We start from the raw sequence: 25,930 nt of genomic DNA, 5'->3' as shown, positions 1-25,930 counted from the left end.
ACCGTTTTAGACGCGACGTCGCCAGCCTAATGTTGCAAGTAACATCAAAGCCCAATAAGAAACACTGCCGCTACCTTCTGAGTTCTTGAATGTCGTTGCCTTCAAAGAAGCAACAACCGTCACGATAACTTCACCCGTAGCAGTGGCACCATGACCGTCTGAAACCGTATATTGCAGCTTGATGCCGTCAGTAGGGCTATCCGGTGCTTGAAAACGGATTTTGCCATTCTCTACACTCGCACTTCCCACACCCGTTACGTTCTGTACACTTTCTACAACCAGTTTATCGCCGTTCACATCCGAATCATTGCTCGCTGCATCAATCAGAATACTTTCACCAACGGCAACGGTCGCCGTATCTACGAGCGTAACTGGCGCTGCGTTTTTCATGGTTAAATCGACGGTAGCACTGGACGTTTCATTACTAGGATCAGTCACGGTTAAACGGAATGTCAGAACCTCACCCGCTTTTGCACCTTGAGGCACCGTAAAGCTTGTGCTAACACTGGTTGCATTGCCAAGAGAAACTGAAGTGCCAGCCAACTGCTCCCATTTATAACTCAACACATCACCATCAGCATCCGTACTATTTAACGCAGACAACGTGACTCGCTGCCCAACCGTCATGTCTTTATTATCAACATCAATCACGGCCACTGGCGCTTCGTTGCTGCCAAGCACTTCCACCAGCACATTCACGATTGAAGATGAGTACGCACCATCAACCGACAACAAACGATATTGGAAAGTGTCCAGACCAACGAAGTTAGCTTCAGGTTGGTACTGGTTGCCAGAGATGGTGCCGTGCTCAGGCTTCTGCACAATGTCCACATTGAACTGATACCCTACCGCCATGAAATCATTGTCCATCAGGTTCAGTTTGATTGGCGTATTTTTATTGGTTTGTAACGAATCAGATTTCGCTTCAACCAAGTTGCTCGCATCCACATTTAATAATGCTGCAAACGGAATATAAGAGAACCCGGCTTTTTCTAGACCAAACGTGCCAATCTCACTGTAATCACCAGTCCACATTACAGGTAGGGAGGCTTTTTCAGTTTTTAGCAAGCGGCCGAAGTCAAAGTTTGCATCAAATTGACCGCCTTCCAATTCAACGACCAATAAGTGCTGACCCGCACTCAATTGGCTTGATTGGGGGAATAAAATTCGAGATGACTTTTGGAAGTTACCTTGTTGTAAAAGCTCAGCGTTGTTTTGATTCAATATTAATCGATAGCCAATGTTTCCAGAAAATGGGAATCGCCAAACTCGATAAGTCATGTCACTTTGAGCGCTATCTCTTTGCGCATAAAGTTGAAGGCCATCAAGCTCTGTATCACTATTCAAGTCCAGTGACACCGCCAGAGTGTTACTCCCACTCGCGTACACATAACCTTGATGAAGAGAGTTCAGCCATGCTGATTTATTTGGTTCGTTTGTATGCTCAAGAGAAAAGCTACCACCGTTGGTGTTGCTGGCAATGTTGGAAATACGAACCCCAGTATCAAACCCTGTGATCGTTCTCAGACCCGGGGTCGATGTATCTGAAATGACATTGCCACCATTAGGGTATAAATCGTCAGCGTCACTCCTACCATCATTTTCTAACTCATTCAGACCATCAGCCTGCATGATTTGAACCTGCATCGCGCCAACATCATTAAAGCGGTTCTGGACATTGACCGACGTCGCCAGGATACCTTCAGCCGCCAATGCTCGGTCGTAACCGCTAAAGGTGCGATTTTCCAAGTAAACACGTGGGCCAAACTCTTTCAAGTACGGGTCGAGATACACCAGCTTGACATCGTCGTTGTTCACAGAAATAGGCGCTGGACTTTCATGAGTTACCGTTGGTACAACAAAACCAGCAGCGTGTTTGCTCCATGCACTCATGTTCACCGGAGTGTCACCAGCGTATGAATCTCCCGGTTTCTGCGCCCATGAACCGCCACCCATCACGCCCCAAGATCCAATCGAGGCATCACTGTTCCTTGCGTACAAATCCGGTAAGCCAAGCATTAAGTGGCCAAGCTCGTGTACGATCACGCCCAAGGTCGCTTGATGATCAACTTGATAGTCAGCGAACACACAATAGTCTGTGATCTTTTTACCATCTAGTGTGACATCATCGTGAGAGAATTTGTGCGGCCAAATAGCAGGACGGTTGAGAACCCCTGTTGAACGATCGCCCCCCGCAAAAATAAACATGACAGAGAGTTCTGACGGTTCTACGGTACCATTTTGATTGCTGTCGTAGGCCGAAAGATTAAAGTATGGATCCAGTTTTTGATAAGCCTCGGTGAAAACCGCATTCAACTTGGCGGTGCATGTCTTATCAGTCGAACTAGAGTGACAGTTAGGGTGGCTTTGTGCCACAGTCACATCTATCACACCGTCATTGGCGGTGCCGTAACTCTCAAGTGCAGGAACAACTTTGAATTTACCTTGAGAGTTTTTATCAAAGTAATCCACAACGCTTTGACCATTGGTATTAAATACGCGTTGCTCAAAATCATGCACCATTGCTTGGTCATCAAACGAAACTTGCACAACCAATAGGGGCTGCTGCTTCACCGTTGAACTGCTCATCGCCTGGTAACCTTGCGCCGAACGCAGTAGGTTTTTTCGTGCCATCGGTTCAATGGTTTTTAGAGAAGATAATTGCGGTTTAACTTGTAAATCCGGGCGAAACCTCGCCGACTCAGGTGGCTCACTCGACTGCGTTTTCACCACACCTGTCGAGATCAATATTGGCGTGTCTGACTCGCGCTGAATCCGCGCGAAAAACCAAACGCCGTCTTCCTGAAGTAAGGCATTGCCCTGCTTATCTTCAAACCAGTGGAAATCTGCCGTTCCACGTAGAATTGCCTCACTGGAACTACCATCGCTCAACGCAATAGTATGCCAAACCGGTGATGGCGGAGTAGTTGCCATGCTCTTCCCTGCAAGAAGCGCAGTTAGCATAGCCATGGCGAGTGTGTTGAATTTCAAAGTACGACTCCATCTTTTCGATTCGTTAATTAATACCAAGCACAACAAACACAAAGTAACCCTATGGGCATAGAGTAAGACTGAGTGACTATTGACGAAGGCTGGTATCAATTCGCTCAGATAACACGACGTAGTTTGGTGTCACACTACAAAAGCGTCGGATTCCAAAACACTGTTATGAGCGTAGCTTCTGAGAATATAAATTGAGTGAATGAATAGTATCGAAACGAAAGGAAGAAGAAATGAACTTCTACGAATTTGTAGGTAAAACTGGGCAACATTCCACATATTCTATAAATGTACGAGCACTGCTATTAATCAATGCTCGTAATGGTCGCGCGGCCATTGTTTAACGCTATATTAACCTGTAAGCACGGCGTCTTCTGGGTATTTGACCAAGGTAGGTTCAGGACGTGCCAACATGTAGGCAAGCGTGAGCGGCCCAATACGACCAATGATCATCACCACGATCATAATGTATTTACCAGGTTCAGAAAGTTCCGCAGTCAAACCGGCGGTGAGCCCCACTGTGGCAAATGCGGAAATGGTTTCAAACATAACTTTATCAAAGCTGGCCTTCTCGGTAAGCATCAATAAAAACATTGCGCTTGTCAGGATGGCTCCGCTCACAACGATAATTGCCAATGACTTAGTCACAGTTTGCCAATTTATGGTTCGCTTAAACATAACCACATGTTTCTTTTGGCGTAAAAAGGTCCACGTAGCCATAAACGCAACAGCAAATGTGGAAACTTTAATACCGCCCCCCGTTGAGGTGGAACCCGCTCCAATTAACATCAGAACAATCATGACCAGTAAGGCCGGCTGGGTAAACAACGCCAAGTCAACACTATTAAACCCTGACGTTCGCGCACTCGCAGATTGAAAGAATGCCGCCAACCATTGCCCTGTTGCAGGTAAAGACGCCATTGTGTTTGGGTTGCTTCGCTCAAGTAACCAAAACATCATCGTTCCGACTAAGAGCAATATCGGTGTCGCAATCAGCATGATTTTGGTGTGAAGATGCAAAAAGTGGAAACCTTTGCGCCAGTTTAGCCAGATGTCACCCACAACAGTAAAACCAAGCCCGCCAAAAATGAATAGCCCCGCCAGTGTAAAGATAACCAACGGATCATTCACAAAGCTCATCATACTGTCAGAAAACAGCGCGAACCCAGCGTTGTTAAATGCAGAAATTGCATGAAACAAGGCGTAAAACATACCAGTCTGCCAGCCTATTTCAGGGACCCAGCGGATAGAGAGAAAAATAAACCCGACCGTTTCTGCAACAAGCGCGAAAACAACAATCCGCTTTACTAGTCGGTTTAGATTGACTTGCCGATCTTGCCCTAATGCTTCTTTCGCCAGCGCTTGTTGACGCAAACTCAAACGCACGCCGAACATATAGAGTAAGACTGCCGACAACGTCATCTGCCCCAACCCACCGATTTGCATTAAAAACATCAGCAAGATTTTACCCGCAAGCGTAAAGTGTTGCCCAGTATCGACAACACCAAGCCCTGTCACACTAATAGCGGACGTTGCAGTAAACAAAGCATCCGTTATCGACAGGCCCGTAACAGAAAAAACTGGCAAGGTTAGCAATACCGCAGAAGGCAGTAAAACACCGAGAAAACTGAGCAATATAATTCGCGGTTCGTTGCCTTTCGCTTTCTCTTGTTTACCATCTGGTGCGTAAAAAACACCTTTCTGATGAAAATACGTCATAGCGATTTTAATTTATTTGCGAGCGCATCTTGAGGGCCGACCACAATAATTAGGTCACCAATTTCTAGTGTGGTATTAAGGTCAGGTGCCTTGGTAATTTCTGGGCCCCGTTTAAACCCTAGCACTTGCACGCCATCGACTTTGCACAGAGCCAAATCACTTAGTGTCTTACCCATCCAACGAGAGCCAATCACAAACTCCGTCATAGCTAAGCCACTGCCTAATGGGTGGAACTCAAGAACCCGTTTATCGAGCATTTTACGCGCGACACGTATCCCCATGTCACGCTCAGGCATGATAATGTGGTCTGCGCCAATTTTTTGCAGAACACGAGCTTGGAAGCGGTCGTTGGCTTTAACCCATACTGACTTTACTCCCGCCTCTTTAACAATCAATGTCGCAAGAATACTGGCATTGACATCCGCTCCGATGGCAATCATCACCATGTCGTAATCATCAAGTTTGAGCTCAGCAACCGTCTCTTCGTGAGTACAGTTAGCCACAACCGCCTGACTAACAAAACTGGCGGCTTCTTTAACTCTGTCTTCGTTGATGTCAACGGCTAAAACTTGAGCGCCTGAATCTTGTAACTCTTTACACACTGCCAAACCAAATCGGCCAAGACCAATAACGGCGAATTGCTTATCACCTGTTTTCATTTGTGCCCCATCTTATGCATTCATTAGCAAGCAAAAAAGTTTGCGCCCATTCCTTACCTTGTGCAAACCTGCGGACAGATAATTGACAAAAGCTTAACGCACCTTGATTCACTTTACGTGTTAAGCGTATGACACTGATTAACTTTTTTCCTCATTACCGAATAGAAACCGTCGCGATGGCTACATAATTGGATGCCTTAAAACGCAAAAAGCCGCAAGAATGCGGCTTTTAGATCATGGGATAAACTGGCTATTTTGATTCGCGCTTATCGTGCGGTTTACGTTTATTCTTAGGCACGTAATTTAAAATTGAAATTGGTACTGGCTTTCTTGGCGCAAAACCTTCAATTTCCACTCGCTCTAGCAAGTGCCCTAAACGACTTTCAATCATGCAGAGGTTCTTAAAGTCGTCTTTTGAAACCAGTGATATCGCCTCACCTTTCGCGCCAGCACGACCTGTACGACCAATACGATGTACATACTCATCCGCTGGGTAAGGTAAATCGTAGTTGATGACAACTGGCAGATTATCAATATCAATACCGCGCGCAGCAACGCCGGTTGCGACTAAGTACTGGATTTCACCCGCTTTAAACTTTTCTATTAATTCCTGGCGAACACGCTGATTACGGCCACTGTGGAATGCTTCTGCCACAATGCCACGTTTCTCAAGTTGGCTTACCAGTTTGGCTGCGCCGTGTTTAGTTTCAATAAATACCAGTACTTGCGACCAGTCATTTTCTTTAAGCAAGTGACTTAACAGCGACGACTTCATGTCTTTATCGACGGTCGTGATCCACTGTTTAATATTTGATTTTGAGGCACTGTGCTTTGCAATCGTGATCTCTTCAGGATCAATAATCGCATTTTTCGCCAAGTCACGAACAGGGTTAGATAACGTCGCTGAGAACAGCAAACTTTGCACATGTTCTGGCATACAGTCGACGATTTTGTCGATCGCATCGATGAATCCCATATCCAACATTTTGTCGGCTTCATCAAGCACTAGCATTTCCACTTCATCAAAGTGAATCGCGCGTTGACCGTACAGATCAATCAAGCGCCCAGGCGTGCTTACCACAATATCGACACCCTCGATCAAGGCTTGTTTTTGTGGTGCATAATCCACACCACCAAACATGGCCATTGAGCGTAATGGTAAGTTTTTACCATAAGCTTCAATACTTTGATGAACCTGAAGCGCAAGTTCGCGTGTTGGAGTTAGGATAATCGCACGAGCGCGTTTTTTACGTTGCGTTTCGCCTCGACTAAGCTTTTCTAAGATTGGCAGAACAAAACTGGCCGTTTTACCTGTGCCCGTTTGCGCTGCTGCAATTAAATTGCGGCCACGCAATACGATTGGAATGGCTTTTTGTTGGATAGAAGTGGGTTTTTCATAACCTAGCGCTTTTACTGCATCAGCAATCGATGCGCTTAAACCAAGCTTAGAAAATGGCATAGAAAGGTCTCAACAGAGGAAATGGGCGCGTAGTGTATCAGAATCCCCGTGAAGTAACAGAAGGATTCATGCACGAAAAACTAGGAACATGACACAATCTTAGCCCATGAAATTGGGCTGCAAACCTTTTTCTAATTTTTGCCTCACTTTGTAGGAAACATCATTAAGCGTGATTTTCCCCGTGTTGTGGCGATCGATACCTGCATTCTGTCGATAGGCAATTGAGCCTTGTCTGAACAAAACGAAAGACGGCGGTTTACCAATCGCAGCAGGGTAGAGAATGGCCATGTAAGCATCTTCTAAGCTATTAATTTTATTTCGATAGGGCCAATAGTACGCTTTCACATAGTCAAGTTGTTCAAGCGCGCTCATTCTCGCAAGAGTCTTTGTGTTCACTCCTAATGATTCTGCGGTAGAGGGCATAAATTGAATTAACCCTGTAGCCCCGCTTCCGGAACCATTTTTGATGCTTGGACTGAAAGTTTCAGCAGTTTCAAATGCCATGCACGCCATAAGATGATTAGGATTGATCTTTAGCTCTTTACTAATACGGATGACTTTAGATTTGAACTCTGGAGAAACTTTGCCTCCCCACGCGACCGCGTTCTCGGGATCTGCAATCGAAGAGACCGTTGATGCGTCATGTTCTTCGACAATTTTAGAAAGTAGAGGAAGCGTTTGGCGTAGTCGATGGCTCGAACTCACCAAGCGAATTGATTTGGTAAGAAACTTGTCTTTTTTTTGATGTAGTTTTTGGAACTTTACTAACTTATACAGTTGCTTATAAACCGTTTTCACAACGAAGCCGGATGTAGGGAACACTCCCAGAATGTAATCCATTTCCTACAAATTTAATATAAATATCAGCAACAGGAATTCTAGATGTGATCAATGTCACCATAAAAATTCTCAAATTCGATACACACCGATGTAAGTGGTCAATGTGTCTCCAACACGCTAGAAGTAAAAGTAAAGAGGCATTAAAAAGGTCTTACCAATTTTTTGGTAAGACCTAGGCTTACTGATTCTCGGATAAGCGAATGTATATTCTTACAGTTCAGCTTCCCGAACCAGTTCTGCAAGCGTCGACAAACGCTGCTCACTTTGTTTTACGTAAGGATTATTCGTATCCCAAGCATATCCAGCCAAAATCGCACTAATCATCTGTTTAATACGTGGGTTCGGGTTTTGATAGAAAATCACATCTTGCAACGTGCCGTTGTACCAGCCTTCCACATAAGTGCGGAATGTGTTCACTCCCACCATTAAGCGTTGCGAGTACTCTTCTTGCCAATCAACCTTTTCACCATTCAGCTGACGAACCACGCAGTCCGCTGCAAACTCTGCCGATTTCATGGCGATAGTGACACCCGATGAAAATACAGGATCAAGAAACTCACCTGCATTACCAAGCAACGCGTAGTGCTCTGTCGCTAAACGTTTGACGTTAGCAGAATAGCCACCCAACTCGCCTGCTGGATTCGGATAATTCGCATTTCGCAACAAAGAAGCCAAACCCGGCTCTTCATTGGCTAACTGCTGCAACGCTGCAATCTTATCTTCTGGGTATTGTTCGAAAAATTCTGGCTCACCCACCACACCAAACGAACAAGTACCATTAGAGAATGGGATTAGCCAGTACCATACGTCGTGATTTTCAGGATGAACTGAAATTAAAATTTTGTTGCGATCGTATTCCGGCTCTTGGGGAGAGATATGATCTTCGATATGGGTAAAGATCGCTTTTCTAGGCGGAAGACAAGAAGGTTCTTCTAGCTCCAACAAGCGTGGCAAAACACGCCCAAAGCCACTTGCATCCAGCACAAAATCTGCTTCGATTTGATAAGCCTTCTTATTTGAGTCGAGCACTTCTAATCGAGACTTTTTCCCTTCAAACACTAGGTTGAGCAGCTCATGCTGATAACGAATCTCTACGCCTTGCTCTTCAGCGCTATCTGCCAATACTTTATCAAAGTTGGCACGTTGAACCTGAAACGTCGTGCCCGGTCCTGGTGTGTATTTGTTTGTAAAGTCGAACTGGGTGTATACGCCATTACGACGAAATGCAGCACCATCTTTATACTGGAAACCAAACTGCTTTACTGCATGAGTCATTCCTGCTTGTTCAACAACTTCCATACATGCAGGGAGTAGGCTTTCTCCTATGGAAAAACGTGGAAAAGTCGCTTTTTCTAAGACAACAACATCTATGCCACGCGATTTTAATAACGCAGAAACGGTTGAACCTGATGGCCCCGCTCCTACGACAACAACTTGCTTGAGCTCTGTTTTCATTCTGAATTTAGTTTGATTGTAGTTTTAATAAGGTATGACCAAGGCCAATATTGTCGGTTCTTTCAACGACAGATAAACCTGCCGCTTCGACAATTTCTAAGAAATCATCACTGCGATAAAAGCGACTATTACCGTTAGCTAAACAGGTAAAATAAAGAGAAGTGGCATTAAGGCTATAGGAAGCTCCCGCGTATTTTTGAGCATCCCAAAACAGCTCCAATACGTAAATAGTATCTCCCTTCGTTAACTGGGCTTTAACTTTTTTAAGGATATTGAGGATCTCAATTGGGGAAAAGCAATCCAAGAACTGGCTCATCCACCAAACGTCAGCATGCTCCGGCAATGTTTGTGCTTTATCAAGCATGTTTGCAGGGTATGGACGTACACGCTCGACGAACTGGTTTTCTGAAACATTCTTCATCGCTACTTCTAATTGCTGCGGTAAATCAACAATCGTCACTTGAACGTCAGGGTCATGTTTACAACACTGAATCGCCCATTTTCCCGTATTTCCGCCAATATCCACAAGATGCTTTGGCTTGCTTGCAAATACCTCTTTAAGCAGAAGTGGGAACGAGCGATCCGAATAGAAATGATCGAACTTAAACCAGCTCTGTTTGGCTTGTTCTGGTAACGTCGATAGACCTTGATAGATGGTCTCCCAATTGCCCAACTCTTTCAAACCAGACGGTTTACCTTCTTGAATTGCTTCCGTCAAATGCATCATCGCGGCGTAACAAACATCTGCCGTAAAATCCATGTTTGCATTCGTCATACCATCATGAAGAAGGTAAAAACCAAGGTTTGCAAGCGAATAGTTAGGTCGTTCCCATAAAACAATATGCGCACTAATCGCCATATCCAACAGTACTTTAACACCATATTCTGATACTCCCGTTTTCTCGGCAATATCTGTGGCACTCATGCCTTGAGCGCCAGCGCTGTCTAAAGCGGCTAAAATACCTAAATCTCGAAGCGTTTTGGCGGTCTGGAACACGATTGGTGCAAAAGATAACTTCTGAGCTTCTGTCTTCGCTTCAAAAGCATTAAAAGGGTCATTATTTTGATTTAACACGGAAAAACCTAACTGCAATTAATAGTTTTATTGTTGAGATTGATTGCCCAACAATGCAATAGCTCGCTGAATATCAACATTCAAGTTGTTTACCCAACGATTGTAATTGCGGTGGATTTTGCCATCACTTGCTTTGAGATTTACTGAGTTGAGATAAATAATTGAGTAATATTTATTATTGTATGGGATTTTTACTTCTGCAGAGTGTTTACGAACGTGGATTTTTGCAATAAGAACACCAGGGCTTACTTCTTCGATCGTCCAGCCTCGGTTAGTTGCTGATTGCACTATGGCCATTTTTACTTGTTTATTTTGAAGATCATAAGCAACTGGAGTATCCTCCACATTCATTACAGGTTGTACTCGTCCACAACCAACAAGAAGCAAAGTTAATAATAACGAGACATACAGCTTAAAACGCGACATGATAATTTCCTTTTTATTGTGAATTTGGGTCAACCCCAATTTGTATCGAGCTGTAAAATAAACAATTTAACCCAATATGCCAAACTCGAAGATCAACATTTCGTTCAATATTGATGCGTGGACAGCGAATTCATTCGGTTTATCCGAATCCAATGAATGGAAACAATGGGCAACAGAGATAAAATGGCCAGAAGATGGCAAAATCAATGTTGCAAATATTCCTGCGATGATGCGCAGAAGAATGAGCCCACTCAGTAAACTGGCGGTACAAACTGCAATCGAAATGCTTAATCAACATCAAGTTGATTACCTCGTATTTTCAAGCCGTCATGGTGAACTGCATCGCAGCGTCGCACTAGTTGAAGATATAATTAATGGAGAAGAGGCGTCTCCGATGGCTTTTTCTCAATCGGTGCACAATACCGCCGCAGGGCTTGCCACTATCGCAACTAAACAACCCATTCCCCTAACTTCTATCGCTGCGGCAGAAAACACATTCCAAAGCGCAATATTAGAAGCATGGCTGTTTTTGTCCGACAATCCTGACAAAAAAGTACTGCTTGTTGATTTTGATGAGCCTATGCCTGACTCTTATTTAGAATATGAAAACCAACAATACCAAGGGTTTGGACTTGGCTTAATACTTTCTCATGGAGACAAGTTCGCGATACAAAGCTCCATAAACGCAGAACGTTCCGGTCATCCTCTTCCTCAAGGTTTAGTATTTTTGCAACAATACTTGTTAGATAAAAGCCAGTGGACTATTTTCGCTCCGCAACAAGCTTGGGAATGGCACAAAAAATGACTCGCTTAAATCAGTATTGGCGTGTGCTAGCAACAGGCTTTTGTTTTTCAGTATTTGGGTTAGGTGGTTTAGTACTGAGTTTCATTGTTATTCCGACCATTCGTATTTTTGTTTCAGACCAAACGGAACGCGAATATAAAGTTCAGGGTGCGATTCGATATTCATTCAACACATTTTGTAAATTGATGAAGTTGAGTGGCGCAATCAATTATCAAATTATTGGTGCCGATATTCTTCAACAAGATCGTAATTGTTTAATTGTTGCCAACCACCCTAGTTTAATCGATTACGTTCTCATTGCTTCACAATTAAATCGCTGCGACTGTTTAGTAAAATCGGCAATATGGTCGAATCCTTTTATGAAGCACATCGTAAAAGCAGCCGGATATATTCCCAATGAAGCACCGGATGATTTATTAGCACTTTGTGATGAACGATTTAACAAAGGCAACGTGTTGCTTATATTTCCTGAAGGAACAAGAACAACACCAGGTGTAGAGCCGAAATTACAACGCGGTGCAGCACAAATTGCGGTAAGAACAGAACGAGATTTAAGAGTTGTCCATATTACGGTAACGCCAAGTTTCCTCACAAAAGAGAAAAAATGGTATCAAGTACCGGCAACAAAGCCCTTTTTCAGGGTTGAAGTTAAGGATAAAGTTGAGATTACCCCCTTTATAAAGCAAACTACGTCGCCGACAATAGCGGCGCGACGCTTACAACAGCACCTAGCTGAAAACATTTTTCCAGAAAACTTTTATTAATAAGCAGGTCCCAGTGGAACAGTTACACAACGACATTAAGCAACTTATTATTGATGCTTTAAACCTTGAAGATTTAACCGTAGATGATATTGAAACGGATGCACCACTTTTTGGAGATGGACTTGGCTTAGATTCTATCGACGCGCTTGAGCTTGGACTCGCAATAAAAAAACAATACAACATCGTTATTGATGCCGACGACTCAAATACGCGCGAACACTTTGCGTCTGTAGCAAATCTAGCGAAATACGTTTCTTCTCAAACTAATGAATAAGTTGTAGGTATATTCATGACTGATGTAAATAAAGATCAAGTATTTGAACAAGTTAAAGATGCGCTTGTTGAGCTGTTCGAAATTGACGCAGCCGACATTCAATCAGATGCGCACTTATACCAAGATCTCGATCTTGATAGCATTGACGCCGTTGATTTGGTCGTACACCTACAGAATGTCACTGGCAAAAAAATCAAGCCAGCGGAGTTTAGTGCAGTAAGAACCGTTGACGATGTGGTTAACGCTGTTACTGAGTTATTGAAGGAAAGTTAATGCGCCAATTGCTGACTGGTCTGTCTGCAATTGTACTGCTTGCCTACCCCTTCGCCGTCTATTTCGGTATAGATAAATTTGGCTTGAACTTAGTTGGGGGCTTGTTAATTGCTGCGTTACTTTTGCGTGTTTTCGTCGCAAATAAGACCCCACTAAAAGAGTTTAAATTCTTGGCGCTCGCTACGGGCGCTGTTGGCATTGTTCTAATTACACTTGGCATGGTGTTTAAACAACACGGGTGGCTTCAGTTTTACCCTGTCGTTGTCAATTTATGTATGCTGTGTGTATTTGGACTGAGCTTAAAACAGCCGCAATCGATCATAGAGAGGCTTGCTCGCTTGCAAGAACCCGACCTTCCGGCTAGTGGCGTGGCTTACACTCGCAAAGTGACGATGGTTTGGTGCGCCTTTTTTACGCTCAACGCTGCCGTTGCACTCTATACCTGTTTCCTACCAGTAAAAATATGGACGCTTTATAACGGCCTCATCAGCTACTTACTTGCTGGTGGCTTGTTCGCTGGAGAATGGATCGTGCGTCAATTTGTTCGAAAGGAACACTAATCGTATGAATACAACGTATTCGAGCTTTACCTCCCTAGCGACCTTGTTCATCGCGGAGAGGTCTGAGCAATCCCCAGTCTCTTACGATCGCGATACGGTTATCACGTGGGGTGATTTCCAACAGCACGTCGCAACACTTACTCAACAGCTAGAAACCCAACCAACGCAAAACATTGCGTTGTGTTTTGGCAACAGCTACCTGTTTGCCGTTGGCTTTTTTGCTTGTTGTTATGCAGGAAAATCCATTGTATTACCTGGTAATTACCAACCAGAAGCACTCAAAGAGCTCAGTGAGCACTACGATTTGTTGCTGCATGATGCCGATGTCTCGGCTCCAGAACTCGTGAGCTCGCTTTTGATCGAAGCTCAATCATTGCTAGAAACCACCGTGATTAGCGAGCTAGAGGCCAAACAACCTTATTTTTGGCGTGAATTAAACCTGGCAGAAATACCAGTAACGCTATTTACTTCGGGTTCAAGCGGCACACCAAAAGCCATTGCAAAAACGCTGAAACAGCTCGATATCGAAGTTGCTATTCTAGATAACCTGTGGGGCGACACGGTTGCCAGCACACACGTTGAAAGCACCGTTTCTCATCAACACATTTACGGCTTGCTGTTCCGCGTATTGTGGCCTTTGTGCTCCGCACGTCCATTTTCAGCACACAACCTTGAGTTCCCAGAGCAAATTGTCCATCACGCTGATGCTGACACCACGCTAGTAAGCAGCCCTGCGTTACTAAAACGACTCAGTGAAGAGCACAATCCGGTTGCGATTCGGTGCGTATTTTCTTCTGGTGGTCCCTTGCCAAACCAAGCCGCGCAGCACAGCCAGTTGTTGTTTGGGTCACTTCCTATTGAAGTTTTTGGCAGCACAGAAACCGGCGGCATCGCTTACCGTCAGCAGCACGAAGCCAGTACTCCCTGGACGTTATTCCCTGGTATTGAAGCCGAGCTTAACCATGAAAATTGTTTAAAGCTCCGCTCGCCACACATTGATGAAAACACTTGGTACCAAACTGCGGATGAATGCTATTTCCATGATAGTATTTCTTTTGAATTGCGTGGACGCACTGACCGAATCGTCAAAGTCGAAGAAAAGCGTATTTCCCTTGTCGAAGTGGAAAAACGTTTAGAGCAATTGCCGTGGGTTCAAGAAAGCGTGGTGATCCCAATGGAAGAATCTGGTCGCCTCACGTTAGTCTCGATCATCGTACTTAACGATCAAGGCAGCGATGTGCTTAATGAACTTGGTAAAGGCAAATTTTGGCTTGAGCTTCGCAAGGCACTGCGCAATTGGCTAGAACCGATCGCTATCCCGAGAAAATTCCGAGTGGTCGACGAAATTCCATTGAACAGCCAAGGCAAACGCCAAGTTGCTGAAATTGAAAAACTATTCCAATAAAGCTAGTAACATGGAAAAAAGAAAACCAACTATTCAGAATATTGAAGTGAGTGACCATACCGCGGAGCTGTCGCTGCGAGTGGATGCTGACATCTTAGATTTCCAAGGTCATTTCAATCACTTCCCTCTTTTACCCGGCGTCACTCAAATTGATTGGGCGCTGTTCTACGCCGTTCAACATTTGAATACTCCCAAGGTATTTAAAGGAATGGAAGTCATCAAATTTCAAGAGCCGATTCTGCCAAACGCCGACGTTTGCCTCTCACTCTCTTGGGACAATGAGCGCGAGAAATTGACCTTTAAGTATACATCGACAAACGGTGAAACCTTGGTGACTCACTCGTCAGGAAAAATGAAACTGGGTGAGTCACGTGAGTGATTATCGCCCCTGCTTTTTAATTCCTTGCTACAACCACGGCAGCACAATTGCAGACGTGGTTGCGTCGTTATCCTCTTTCGCTTTGCCAGTGCTGGTCGTGGACGACGGCAGCAATGAAGACACCAAACAAGCGCTTTCTGCTTTGAGCAAGCAAGGACAGATAAAACTGATTAGTTTGAGCGAAAACCAAGGTAAAGGTGGCGCGGTGATGGCTGGCCTACATCAAGCTCACCAACTTGGTTTTACGCACACCATTCAAATCGACGCAGATGGTCAGCACGACCTAGAAGCATTGCCGAAATTGCTCAGCGCCAGCGAAACAAAACCAGATAACCTGATTTCGGGCCAACCGATATACGACGAGAGCGTACCCAAATCCCGTTTGTATGGTCGCTACGCTACACACGTTTGGGTGTGGATAGAAACCTTGTCACTGTCAATCAAAGACAGCATGTGCGGTTTTCGCGCCTATCCAGTGGCGAAAACGGTCGCCGTGTTGAACAAGTACAGCATCGGCAAACGCATGGATTTTGATATTGAAATTCTGGTGCGAATGTATTGGGAAGGCGTCGACATTGATTTTGTTCCAACGCGCGTGATCTACCCTGAAGGTGGCATTTCCCACTTCGACGCATTGTGGGATAACGTCAAGATAAGCTGGATGCACACTCGCCTATTTTTTGGCATGTTGCCGCGCATTCCTTCGCTACTCGCCAGAAAGCGCCGAAACACTGATGACAGTAATGCCCACTGGTCGAAACGAAAAGAACAAGGCACGATTTTAGGCATCAAAACCTTGCTCGCGGTTTACCGCTTGTTCGGTAGAAAAGCGTTTGACCTGATTTTAAAGCTAGTCATGCGCTACTACCACTTCACGGGTAAATCAGCCCGCGAAGCGTCTGAGATTTACCTGCAAAACTTGCAGCGCTACGCAGCGCAGCAGAACATCGCACTACCAAAACAGTTGGACAGCTATCATCATCTGCTTTCTTTTGGGCGAACCATGCTCGACAAACTGGCAGCATGGCAAGGTGACTTTAATGTCGATAACCTAACCATTCATGGCCAGCATCATTTCGAAGAGATGGCGCAGAAAAAACAAGGCGTGCTCATTTTAGGCTCACACCTTGGCAATATCGAACTCTGCCGCGCGCTTGGTCGTCGACATTCTCATGTCAAAATCAATGCCTTGGTATTTACCCAACACGCTGAACAATTTAATGCGGTAATGAAGGCGGTAAACCCAAACTCGGAACTGAATCTGATTCAAGTCAGCTCAATGGGACCAGACACCGCGATTCTGCTTCAACAAAAAATCGAGCAAGGCGAATGGGTGGTGATCGTTGGCGATCGCACTTCTACCAGCAAAGAAAATCGTGTCGTTTGGGCAGATTTTCTTGGTAAACCTGCACCATTCCCGCAAGGCCCATTCATGCTGGCCTCGGTATTAAAAGCGCCGGTTTATCTACTCTTCGGCCTACGCGACGATGAAGCAAACACTCCGCATTTTAATGTGTACTTTGAACACTTTAGTGACCAAATCACGCTACCGCGCAAGGAGCGTCAGCAGGCACTAGAACACGTTGTTCAACAGTACGCAAAAAGATTAGAACACCACACACTGCAAGCGCCGTTACAGTGGTACAACTTTTTTAACTTCTGGACTTTAAGTAATCAGCCACATGACAAACAACAATAATCACAACATCACTTTTGGTGCCCAATCTTTAACCATCGAAGATGTCGTTGCCATTGCTCAAGGTGCAAAGGCAAACATGAACACCTCGCCAGAATTTACCGCGAAAATTGATCGTGGCGTGGCGTTTCTGGAACGATTACTGAAAGAAGAAGGCGTTATTTACGGCGTGACTACGGGTTACGGCGATTCATGTACTGTGGCGATTCCACCCGCTCTTGTGGATGAACTTCCGTTGCACCTTACGCGCTTCCATGGCTGTGGCTTAGGTCAAATCCTTTCTCATGAGCAAGCTCGTGCGGTGCTGGCAACACGTTTATGTTCATTGTCGCAAGGCGTATCTGGCGTGTCTCACGATCTGTTGAACCAAATCGTTACGCTTATCAACCACGACATTGCGCCACGTATTCCACAAGAGGGCTCGGTGGGCGCAAGTGGCGATTTAACGCCTCTGTCTTACCTAGCGGCGACCTTAATTGGCGAACGTGAAGTGCTTTACAAAGGTGATGTGCGACCAACACAAGAAGTGTTTGCAGAGCTGGGCATTGAGCCAATTCGCCTAAAACCAAAAGAAGGTTTGGCGTTAATGAACGGTACATCTGTGATGACGGCCCTCGCCTGTCTTGCCTACAAACGTGCAGAATACCTAGCGCAGCTTTGCACCAAGATTACCGCGATGGTCTCTGTGGGTATGCAAGGTAATGACTTCCACTTTGATGAAGCGTTGTTTGCGGTAAAACCTCATCCTGGTCAACAGCAAGTTGCGGCTTGGCTGCGTGATGATCTCAATGCTGAGCGTCCGCCACGCAATAGCGACCGACTGCAAGATCGTTACTCGCTGCGTTGTGCGCCACACGTCATTGGCATGGTGCAAGACTCACTGCCTTGGCTACGTCAATTGATTGAGAATGAACTAAATAGTGCCAACGACAATCCAATCATCGATGGCGACAATGAGCGCGTTCTGCACGGCGGTCACTTCTACGGTGGTCATATCGCAATGGCGATGGATACGTTGAAAGTGAACATTGCCAACTTAGCTGATTTGCTGGATCGTCAGATGGCGCAATTGATGGATTACAAGTTCAATAACGGCCTGCCGTTTAACTTAACCGGTGCAGAAGGCGAGCGTAAACCGATCAACCACGGCTTTAAAGCGGTTCAGATTGGTATCTCAGCTTGGACGGCAGAAGCGTTGAAAAACACCATGCCAGCAAGCGTTTTTTCTCGCTCAACCGAATGTCACAACCAAGACAAAGTGAGCATGGGCACCATCGCGGCTCGTGATTGCTTACGCGTACTTGAGTTAACAGAGCAAGTTGCTGCGGCTTCACTCCTAGCAAGCGTTCAAGCGGTTGAGATTCGTCGTCGTCATAACGAATTGGACGAACACCACATGAGTCAGAGTTTGCGAGTAATTCGTGACGCAGTACTGAGCGAGTTTGAATTTGTGATTGAAGATCGCCCATTGGAACAAGATTTGCGCCATTTCATTGAACGCATTCAGCAACGTCATTGGCCACTCTACGCGGAGGTATAATGCAAGAGCAGGTTCTCTACCCATTAGAAGCGGAGGTGACTATGGTCACCTCATTCCAAGATGCTGACCCGATGGGCGTGATTTATCACGGCAACTTCTTTCGATATTTTGAAGAAGCGCGTCGTGTGCTGATGGAAAAGATCCAATACAGCTATCGCGATATGCAAGACTCTGGGTACATGTGGCCGATCATCGACACGCGCGTTAAATACGTGAAGGCGATTCCGTTTAATCACACCATTCGCATTACCGCGCAACTCACTGAGTGGGAAAACCGCTTACGTGTGGATTACGTGATTTACGACGCCGAAACGAATCAACGTATGTGCAAAGCGCATACAACGCAAGTCGCCGTATCCATTGAAAAGCAAGAGATGTGCTTTGTTTCTCCAGCAATCTTTTTAGATAAAGTAGAGCAATGGCACAACCATGGGAGTCTGGACTAATGCAAAAGTGGTTACTCTCTTTTTTGTTGATATTTTCTGTTCCAGCACTGGCCACACCGACAGCAAACGTAACAGATTTGGCATCGCTTCAGCAGCAGTTGTCTCAGCATGAAATCGTGCGCGGAGATTTTACGCAGCAGCGTCATCTGGAAATGTTCAGTCAACCTCTAACCTCTAAAGGTCAGTTCACACTGAGCAAAACACATGGCTTGTTGTGGCAACAAACAGAACCTTTCGCAGTCAATTTGGTATTGACGGAAAACAAACTTCGTCAGACTTTTGCCAACCAAGATCCGAAAACGATCTCTGCTGAAGAAAACCCAATGGCGTTCTACTTTAGCCATGTGTTTTTATCCGTGTTCCACGGGGATACTTCTGCACTGCAAGAACAATTCACACTCGATTTTTCAGTTGAGAACAATCAGTGGCAGCTCGTTTTAGTGCCCAAACATTCGCCATTAAATGCGGTGTTTAAAGCCATCACCCTTTCCGGTAAAACGCATATTGATCGCCTAACCCTGCAAGAGCTGCGCGGCGATAAGACCGAAATCACGTTTACAAACCAGACCTCTCTACCTCAGGAACTCACGGATGCCGAAGACGCTCAATTCCGTTTCTAAACTCAGTCTTGGCACTCATACCTTTGCTCTGGTTTGGCTCAATCTCGTTGTTTTAGCGGGCGCGTTGCTACTCAAACAATGGGTTTGGAGTGCAGAATCTCCGATTGAGACCAACATTTTAAAACTGTTGCCGAAGAACCAACAAAACCCAGTGGCTGAGCAAGCCTTTGAGTCGGTCTCGGCAAGTATGAGCGACAAAGTCATTTTCGTGATCACAGCGCCGGACAAAAATGCCCTTTTTGCAGCGGCCACTGAATTTGATAAGGGGTTACGACAAAGTAATCATTTTCGCGATGTGGTGGGAAAAATCTCACCTCAAGAGCAGCAAGCTTGGGCGAGTTACTACTTTAAGCACCGTTTCCAATTGCTGACGCCTGAACAACGAGAGCGTTTAAGCAAAAATCCAGAACAGCAAGTGCAACATGTGATTCAGTCTCTGTACAACCCGTTTTCTGGAGTGACTGGGCAAGAGTTACAAAATGATCCTTTCTTGCTATTTCGTGATTATTTAAGCCAAGTTACCCAGCAATCGTCCTCTTTCCGATTGGATAACGGCTATCTGTCCGTCGAAAAAGACGGTGCTCAATACTTGCTTATTACTGCTGAGCTAGAAGACTCGCCTTATAGCCTAACTGGGCAGCTTGCCGTCCCTGACATTCAAGCGCTAGAGCAAAGCGTCGCGCAGAAATATGGCGCTGAAGTTGCACATACTGGCGTTCTATTTTACGCCGACTTTGGTACGCAAAGTGCAAAATCGGAGATCAGTACCATCGGTGTGTTCTCTCTGCTCGGTATCATTGCATTGTTCGTATTGGTCTTTCGTAGTGTGGTTCCACTGTCTCTGGCACTGCTTTCCATCACCATTGGTTTGCTCGTTGCGTTGTCCGTTACGACGTGGATTTTTGGAAAAGTCCATCTATTCAGCTTAGTGTTTGGCGCAAGTTTAATCGGTGTGTCTATCGACTACGCATTCCACTACCTAACGGAACGTCTTGCGGCGGGAAATGAATGGGATAGCGAGCAAGGGTTAAAGCATATTTTCATCGCTATCACACTTGGTTTAATCACCAGTTTGATCGGCTATTTGGGCATGTTAGTGGCACCTTTTCCTGGTTTGCAGCAGCTTGCGCTGTTTTCATCCATTGGTCTGATTGCCGCTTACATCACCGTGGTGGCTTGGTATCCGATACTGGCTCGTAACCCATCGCGCACCATTTCGACTTTACCGGGACAATCATTGTTGGCGAAATGGTTAACGCTTTGGAATCAACCTCGAATTAAAGTCGGATTACCGATGTTATGTGTGGTTGCGAGTGGCTTTTTCTTGCTGCAATTGAACTACGATGACGACATTCGTCTGCTGCAAACGATGCCGAAAGATCTCAAGCAGCAAGAAACCTTGATTACGACGCTCAGTGGCATGCAATCTTCGCAGCAAATGTTGGTCGTTACCGCCGACGATGACGAAAACCTAATGAAAAAGCTGGAGTCTTTGACACCAACTTTAGAAGCGTGGAAAGCGGACAGCACCATCGAAAGCTACCACAGCCTGAGCCGCTACTTGAGCTCAGTGGAACGTCAGCAACAAGACTATCAATTGATTCGCGATCTTTACGCGACACAATCCAGCCCACTTACTTCCGGGCTGGGCTTAAGTAAAAAGCCCAAAATGGACGCCGACTTTATCCCTGTTACGGTTGAACAGTACTTGCAAAACCCGGTATCAGCGCCTGTACGTTTTCTTCATTTGGGTAAGATCAAAGGAAAATCGGCAACGGTAGTGGTGTTAAACCAATTGCAAGACTCCGCTGTTGTTAAGGCATTTGCCAAATCACAGTCTGATGTTGTCTACCTAAACAAAGCTGAAGAAATATCCACCCTATTTGGTGAATACCGAATCAAAATCATGGAGCTATTGGTAGCCGCCAGTGCTGTGATCTTTTTGGTATTAATCAAGCGGTACGGTCTGCAACACAGTTGGCGAGTTTTACTACCATCATTGATTGCTTGCGCCTGCGGTCTGGCAACTGCTGTCGCGATGGGAACAACGTTAAACCTGTTCAACTTGCTTGGCTTGGTGCTCATTCTTGGTATCGGGATCGATTACACTCTGTTCTTTGCCGAGAAAGCCCGCAGTGTGAGCACACTATTGGCGATCACCCTTTCGGCAATGACCACTGTGTTGTCATTTGGGTTGCTGTCACTCAGCCAAACTCACGCGATTCACAGTTTCGGCATTACGGTGTTAAGTGGTATTTTTGTCGCTTGGCTGCTCTCTCCGATTGCAATTAAAACAAAGGAAACGACGTCATGATTTTCAATCACGCCTTTCGCTGCGCGACGTTATTCGCACTGAGCCTGTTTTTAAGTGCATGCAGCTTGGTCCCTCACCAATCGACGCCTCAGGTCGACATTGCCGAGCACACCCAAGTTAGCTTACCCACTCCCGCAAGCTTGGGCTATCAGTTGTCTGCCAGTCAGTTAATTACGGCTTCTTGGGCAATAGATGGTAAAACCACATCTGAGCAACTTCCGGTACAACTGCAAGTGACCAACAACGAAGTGGTGCTGGCAGGCTTCTCATCCTGGGGGACAAGAGTACTCTCACTGTCTTACGATGGAGAACAAATTCAAACCGAAGTGCTCAACGGTTTACAAGGTTCGCTACCGCAGCCAGAACAGGTATTATTTAACCTGATGATCACGCTCTGGCCGAGTTCCGCTTGGGAAGGATCGTTAAATGAGGTAAGGTGGCGAATTATTGATAAAAATAATTCTCGCGCCATCTTTGATAGCGACGGTGAAAAGATCATTGAGATTCAATACAGCTCTTCTAACAAGTTAGAGGGTAAGATTGATTTTCATCACCTCAAACATCAGTTTTCAATTTCTATTCAAACACTGCAACATCAGATTAATTAAGAACAATTTAGAATAACAATATGCCTATTCGCTCTTCTCAACCTTTGTATATTCAGGCCTGTGGCTTTCACTCTGCCATGGGACAAGATGATGCGCTCATCCACCAGTGTTTATCGGGAGCGAAGCCATCCAACATGGTGGTTGACCGAGATATTTTAAATTCAGGCCGCCAAACAGTAATCGGTCGAATTGCACAGACGTTACCGCAATTGCCGACCGCACTCAGCCAGTTTGATACGAGAAACAACCGCCTCGCACTTTCGGCTTTGCAGCAAATCGAAAGCGACGTGCATAACGCCATTGCTGAATATGGTCGTGACCGTATCGCAGTCGTGATCGGCACCAGCACATCTGGCATTTCAGATGGCGAAATCGCATTTGGTGAAAAGCTGGCAAAGGGTAATTTTCCTGCCGACTACCATTACACCAAACAAGAGCTTGGCAACTGCAGCGATTTTATTGCCGCCTACTTTGATTTGAGCGGCCCACATTACTCAGTTTCAACCGCCTGTTCTTCTAGTGGGCGTGTCTTTTTAACCGCGCAGCGCCTGATTCGCTCTGGCATTGTTGATGCGGTTATTGTGGGTGGTGTAGATACCATTTGTCGCCTCACACTAAACGGCTTTAACGGTTTAGAAGCTCTATCCGATACTCTTTGCAAACCGTTTGACCAACATCGTAACGGCATCAATATCGGCGAAGCCGCAGCATTAATGTTGCTAAGCAAAACACCTGCGCCCGTTGCTCTTCTCGGAGCTGGCGACAGCTCAGACGCACATCATATTTCCGCACCACATCCAGAAGGGTTAGGCGCAGAACAAGCGATGAAAAAAGCGTTGGCCAATGCAGGACTTACAGCGCAAGACATTGGTTACATCAACGCGCATGGCACAGCAACGCCGTTAAACGATGCGATGGAAAGCAAAGCCATTCATCGCTGCTTTGGTGACTCCGTTCCCGTAAGCTCGACAAAGCCACTTACCGGACACACATTAGGCGCAGCAAGTGCAACGGAAGCCGCGATCGCTTGGCATATTCTCAAGTACAACCTTGATTTGCCAATACAACACTGCGAAACCAAAGCAGACGATATCCATATATCGTTAGTTGAGACGCCAACCAAACTGGGTAACAAAGCGATTCTCAGCAACTCTTTTGCTTTTGGTGGCAATAATATTAGTCTTATTTTTGGTTACGCTCATGACTAAACTTCCTCCCATCGAACAACTTTTGCCACACGACAAACCAATGATCTTGGTTGATCGTGCTTTGGATGTTCAACAAGATACGATTCACTGTCAGGTTGATATCGCAGAACACAATCCGTTCTTCGACTCGGCCTCTCAAACTGTGCCAGCTTACGTTGGCATTGAGTTTATGGCGCAATCTGTCGCGGCGTGGTCTGGTTACCACGCATTAATGAAAGAACAAGCGCCACCGATTGGCTTTTTGCTTGGTAGCCGTCGATACACGTCTGAATGCGATACGTTTTCTCGCGGACAGGTGCTCGATGTGTATGCTGAAAAAGTTATGGAAGATAACGGTATGGCGGTTTTTTCAGCCCGTATTGAGCTACAAGGAACTGTTGTAGCGACTTGCCAATTGAACGTTTACGTTCCATCAGAAGAAAAATTACAAGAAATGAAAATCAGGAGTCAACAATGACCCGACAAGTCCTCGTTACAGGTGCCAGCAAAGGCATCGGCAAAGCCATTGCCGTTCAATTAGCCAAAGATGGTTTCCAAGTCATTGTCCATTACATGGGCGATCAACAAGGCGCGCAAGACACCCTAAACACCATCGAACAGCATGGTGGTAGCGGTCGTCTTATCCAATTCGACATCAGTGACCGTGCAGATTGTCGTGAGAAGCTAGAAGCCGATATCGCCGAACACGGCGCTTACTATGGCGTCGTAAACAACGCTGGCATCACAAAAGATACCGCTTTCCCTGCGATGACCGAAGAAGAATGGGATGGTGTGATTCATACCAACTTAGATAGCTTCTACAACGTTCTTCACCCTTGTGTTATGCCAATGGTGCAAAAGCGCAAAGGCGGCCGAATTGTTACGCTTGCATCAGTCTCTGGCCTAATGGGGAATCGTGGTCAAACTAACTACAGCGCAGCGAAAGCGGGCGTAATTGGTGCAACAAAATCACTCGCGCTTGAACTGGCAAAACGCAAAATCACCGTCAACTGCGTTGCTCCAGGGCTTATCGACACAGGCATGGTAGACGAACACGTGAAAGAACACGCGATGCCGCAAATTCCTCTGCGCCGCATGGGAGAGCCAGAAGAAGTTGCTGGTTTAGTCAGTTACCTTATGTCTGACATCGCAGGCTATGTAACTCGCCAAGTCATTTCGGTAAACGGAGGCCTAGTATGAGCCGTCGAGTTGTTGTAACCGGAATGTCGGGCGTGACTGCGTTTGGTAACGATTGGCAATCTGTCGAACCAAAACTGCGTGACTGCCAGAACGCGACGCAATACATGCCTTCTTACGAACAGTATGAAGGTTTGAACACCAAGCTCGCGGCACCCATTTTAGATTTTGATCTGCCAAAGCACTACAAGCGCAAGCAAGTACGCGGCATGGGCCGTGTTTCCAAATTAGCGACCGTCGCAACAGAAAACGCACTAAGCCAAGCAGGTTTGATTGGTAACGACGTACTCACCAATGGTCAAACGGGTATCGCATACGGCTCATCAACAGGCAGTACTGACGCAATCGGCGCATTTGGTGTCATGCTGAATGAGAAAACCACTAAAGCGATCACCGCAACGACTTACGTGCAGATGATGCCACATACCACGGCGGTGAACGTTGGTCTATTTTTCGGTTTGAAAGGCCGAGTGATCCCAACCAGTAGTGCATGTACCTCCGGCAGCCAAGCAATCGGCTACGCCTACGAAGCGATCAAACACGGCTACCAAACGGTCATGGTTGCTGGTGGCGCTGAAGAATTGTGTCCAACGGAATCCGCTGTCTTCGATACCCTTTTTGCCACCAGTCTGAAGAATGAAGACCCGAAAAGCACACCAAGACCTTATGACTCCGATCGCGATGGTTTGGTGATTGGTGAAGGTGCGGGAACGCTGGTTCTGGAAGAGTACGAACACGCCGTCGCTCGTGGCGCGAAAATCTATGCAGAAATCATCGGTTTTGCCAGCAACTGTGATGCCGCACACGTCACTCAACCACAGATGGAAACCATGCAAATCTGTATGGAAATGGCTTTGCAAAACGCGGGCATTCCTGCGGAGAAGATCGACTATGTATCTGCTCACGGCACTGCCACCGACCGCGGTGATATTGCAGAAAGCAACGCAACAGCGAATGCTCTGGGCAAAGTGCCAATCAGTTCACTCAAGAGCTACTTTGGCCACACACTAGGCGCGTGTGGCGCAATTGAAGCGTGGCTAGGTTTAGAAATGATGCACACAGGCTGGTTCAACCCAACGCTCAACCTAGAAAACCTCGACGAGCAATGTGGCGATTTAGACTACATCGCCGGACAAGGCCGAGAACTGGACGTGAAATATTTGATGAGTAACAACTTCGCCTTTGGCGGCATCAACACCTCCATCATCTTTAAAAAGGTGTAATGCCCT

The 25,930-nt window shown here is 45.9% G+C and carries 25 protein-coding genes; 17 read left to right on the top strand and 8 right to left on the bottom strand.

Features of this window, described 5'->3' with window-relative positions; translation table 11 throughout:
• Window positions 1-6: 6 nt before the first annotated feature.
• The 8 genes from R7Z47_RS17290 to R7Z47_RS17255 all read right to left on the bottom strand — a co-directional run bounded on the left by R7Z47_RS17290 (window position 7) and on the right by R7Z47_RS17255 (window position 10,633).
• Window positions 7-2,991: a M6 family metalloprotease domain-containing protein gene (locus R7Z47_RS17290; RefSeq protein WP_262606975.1), complete on the bottom strand. Its 2,985-nt coding sequence runs from the start codon at window positions 2,989-2,991 to the stop codon at window positions 7-9.
• A 360-nt stretch (window positions 2,992-3,351) separates the two neighbouring features.
• Complete coding sequence (locus R7Z47_RS17285; protein ID WP_262606974.1) at window positions 3,352-4,719, bottom strand: TrkH family potassium uptake protein; 1,368 nt, start codon at window positions 4,717-4,719, stop codon at window positions 3,352-3,354.
• Window positions 4,716-5,378, bottom strand: a complete 663-nt coding sequence (locus R7Z47_RS17280) for a TrkA family potassium uptake protein (protein WP_318130315.1) — start codon at window positions 5,376-5,378, stop codon at window positions 4,716-4,718. Before R7Z47_RS17280 ends, R7Z47_RS17285 begins: the two co-directional genes overlap by 4 nt.
• A 250-nt stretch (window positions 5,379-5,628) precedes the next feature.
• Window positions 5,629-6,837, bottom strand: coding sequence for a DEAD/DEAH box helicase (locus R7Z47_RS17275; protein ID WP_005382264.1), 1,209 nt, complete (start codon window positions 6,835-6,837; stop codon window positions 5,629-5,631).
• Window positions 6,838-6,936: 99 nt separating this feature from the next.
• The gene (locus tag R7Z47_RS17270; protein WP_238843471.1) at window positions 6,937-7,677 is read right to left on the bottom strand and encodes a transglycosylase SLT domain-containing protein; all 741 of its coding nucleotides are present in this window, start codon (window positions 7,675-7,677) and stop codon (window positions 6,937-6,939) included.
• A gap of 210 nt (window positions 7,678-7,887) precedes the next feature.
• Window positions 7,888-9,132, bottom strand: coding sequence for an NAD(P)/FAD-dependent oxidoreductase (locus tag R7Z47_RS17265; RefSeq protein WP_005388294.1), 1,245 nt, complete (start codon window positions 9,130-9,132; stop codon window positions 7,888-7,890).
• A gap of 7 nt (window positions 9,133-9,139) precedes the next feature.
• On the bottom strand, window positions 9,140-10,207 hold the full coding sequence (locus R7Z47_RS17260) for a class I SAM-dependent methyltransferase (RefSeq protein ID WP_318130314.1): 1,068 nt from the start codon (window positions 10,205-10,207) through the stop codon (window positions 9,140-9,142).
• Window positions 10,208-10,234: 27 nt separating this feature from the next.
• Complete coding sequence (locus R7Z47_RS17255; RefSeq protein ID WP_005382272.1) at window positions 10,235-10,633, bottom strand: hypothetical protein; 399 nt, start codon at window positions 10,631-10,633, stop codon at window positions 10,235-10,237.
• Window positions 10,634-10,709: 76 nt separating this feature from the next.
• Here R7Z47_RS17255 and R7Z47_RS17250 point away from each other — a divergent pair, with 76 nt between their 5' ends.
• Genes R7Z47_RS17250 through R7Z47_RS17170 form a run of 17 tightly spaced genes read left to right on the top strand, consistent with a single transcriptional unit; the run spans window position 10,710 to window position 25,924 of the window.
• A complete protein-coding gene (locus tag R7Z47_RS17250; RefSeq protein WP_017819930.1) occupies window positions 10,710-11,438 on the top strand; it encodes a beta-ketoacyl synthase chain length factor in 729 nt (242 codons plus the stop codon).
• On the top strand, window positions 11,435-12,202 hold the full coding sequence (locus tag R7Z47_RS17245; RefSeq protein WP_042524003.1) for a lysophospholipid acyltransferase family protein: 768 nt from the start codon (window positions 11,435-11,437) through the stop codon (window positions 12,200-12,202). Before R7Z47_RS17250 ends, R7Z47_RS17245 begins: the two co-directional genes overlap by 4 nt.
• Window positions 12,203-12,215: 13 nt before the next feature.
• The gene (locus tag R7Z47_RS17240) at window positions 12,216-12,476 is read left to right on the top strand and encodes a phosphopantetheine-binding protein (protein WP_005382278.1); all 261 of its coding nucleotides are present in this window, start codon (window positions 12,216-12,218) and stop codon (window positions 12,474-12,476) included.
• A 15-nt stretch (window positions 12,477-12,491) separates the two neighbouring features.
• On the top strand, window positions 12,492-12,749 hold the full coding sequence (locus R7Z47_RS17235) for an acyl carrier protein (RefSeq protein WP_005382279.1): 258 nt from the start codon (window positions 12,492-12,494) through the stop codon (window positions 12,747-12,749).
• Complete coding sequence (locus R7Z47_RS17230) at window positions 12,749-13,309, top strand: hypothetical protein (RefSeq protein ID WP_042524001.1); 561 nt, start codon at window positions 12,749-12,751, stop codon at window positions 13,307-13,309. The genes R7Z47_RS17235 and R7Z47_RS17230 overlap by 1 nt, the downstream gene beginning before the upstream one ends.
• 4 nt (window positions 13,310-13,313) lie before the next feature.
• Window positions 13,314-14,714: an AMP-binding protein gene (locus tag R7Z47_RS17225; RefSeq protein WP_318130311.1), complete on the top strand. Its 1,401-nt coding sequence runs from the start codon at window positions 13,314-13,316 to the stop codon at window positions 14,712-14,714.
• A gap of 10 nt (window positions 14,715-14,724) precedes the next feature.
• Window positions 14,725-15,093 carry a 3-hydroxyacyl-ACP dehydratase gene (locus R7Z47_RS17220; protein ID WP_042523997.1) on the top strand — a complete coding sequence of 123 codons (369 nt, stop codon included), beginning with the start codon at window positions 14,725-14,727 and terminating at the stop codon, window positions 15,091-15,093.
• Window positions 15,086-16,792 carry a glycosyltransferase family 2 protein gene (locus R7Z47_RS17215; protein ID WP_042524042.1) on the top strand — a complete coding sequence of 569 codons (1,707 nt, stop codon included), beginning with the start codon at window positions 15,086-15,088 and terminating at the stop codon, window positions 16,790-16,792. Before R7Z47_RS17220 ends, R7Z47_RS17215 begins: the two co-directional genes overlap by 8 nt.
• Window positions 16,776-18,329, top strand: coding sequence for a histidine ammonia-lyase (gene hutH, locus R7Z47_RS17210; protein WP_017448720.1), 1,554 nt, complete (start codon window positions 16,776-16,778; stop codon window positions 18,327-18,329). Before R7Z47_RS17215 ends, hutH begins: the two co-directional genes overlap by 17 nt.
• The gene (locus R7Z47_RS17205; RefSeq protein ID WP_042523992.1) at window positions 18,329-18,775 is read left to right on the top strand and encodes an acyl-CoA thioesterase; all 447 of its coding nucleotides are present in this window, start codon (window positions 18,329-18,331) and stop codon (window positions 18,773-18,775) included. Before hutH ends, R7Z47_RS17205 begins: the two co-directional genes overlap by 1 nt.
• Window positions 18,775-19,395 carry a LolA family protein gene (locus R7Z47_RS17200; RefSeq protein WP_042523990.1) on the top strand — a complete coding sequence of 207 codons (621 nt, stop codon included), beginning with the start codon at window positions 18,775-18,777 and terminating at the stop codon, window positions 19,393-19,395. The genes R7Z47_RS17205 and R7Z47_RS17200 overlap by 1 nt, the downstream gene beginning before the upstream one ends.
• Complete coding sequence (locus tag R7Z47_RS17195; protein ID WP_238966637.1) at window positions 19,367-21,709, top strand: MMPL family transporter; 2,343 nt, start codon at window positions 19,367-19,369, stop codon at window positions 21,707-21,709. The genes R7Z47_RS17200 and R7Z47_RS17195 overlap by 29 nt, the downstream gene beginning before the upstream one ends.
• On the top strand, window positions 21,706-22,317 hold the full coding sequence (locus tag R7Z47_RS17190) for a DUF3261 domain-containing protein (protein WP_054575211.1): 612 nt from the start codon (window positions 21,706-21,708) through the stop codon (window positions 22,315-22,317). Before R7Z47_RS17195 ends, R7Z47_RS17190 begins: the two co-directional genes overlap by 4 nt.
• Window positions 22,318-22,337: 20 nt before the next feature.
• Window positions 22,338-23,525: a beta-ketoacyl-[acyl-carrier-protein] synthase family protein gene (locus tag R7Z47_RS17185; RefSeq protein WP_238966638.1), complete on the top strand. Its 1,188-nt coding sequence runs from the start codon at window positions 22,338-22,340 to the stop codon at window positions 23,523-23,525.
• Entirely contained in the window at window positions 23,518-23,982 is a 465-nt protein-coding gene (locus R7Z47_RS17180) for a hotdog family protein (RefSeq protein ID WP_017634799.1), read from the top strand. The genes R7Z47_RS17185 and R7Z47_RS17180 overlap by 8 nt, the downstream gene beginning before the upstream one ends.
• Entirely contained in the window at window positions 23,979-24,704 is a 726-nt protein-coding gene (fabG, locus tag R7Z47_RS17175; protein ID WP_005388326.1) for a 3-oxoacyl-ACP reductase FabG, read from the top strand. Before R7Z47_RS17180 ends, fabG begins: the two co-directional genes overlap by 4 nt.
• Window positions 24,701-25,924, top strand: coding sequence for a beta-ketoacyl-ACP synthase (locus R7Z47_RS17170; RefSeq protein WP_054865730.1), 1,224 nt, complete (start codon window positions 24,701-24,703; stop codon window positions 25,922-25,924). The genes fabG and R7Z47_RS17170 overlap by 4 nt, the downstream gene beginning before the upstream one ends.
• Window positions 25,925-25,930: the final 6 nt, after the last annotated feature.

It is taken from the genome of Vibrio sp. 1641 (assembly GCF_033339995.1).
Classification (GTDB): Bacteria; Pseudomonadota; Gammaproteobacteria; order Enterobacterales; family Vibrionaceae; genus Vibrio; species Vibrio alginolyticus.
The sequence above is the reverse complement of the archived record's forward strand: the minus strand, read 5'-3'. Positions and strand labels throughout refer to the sequence as shown.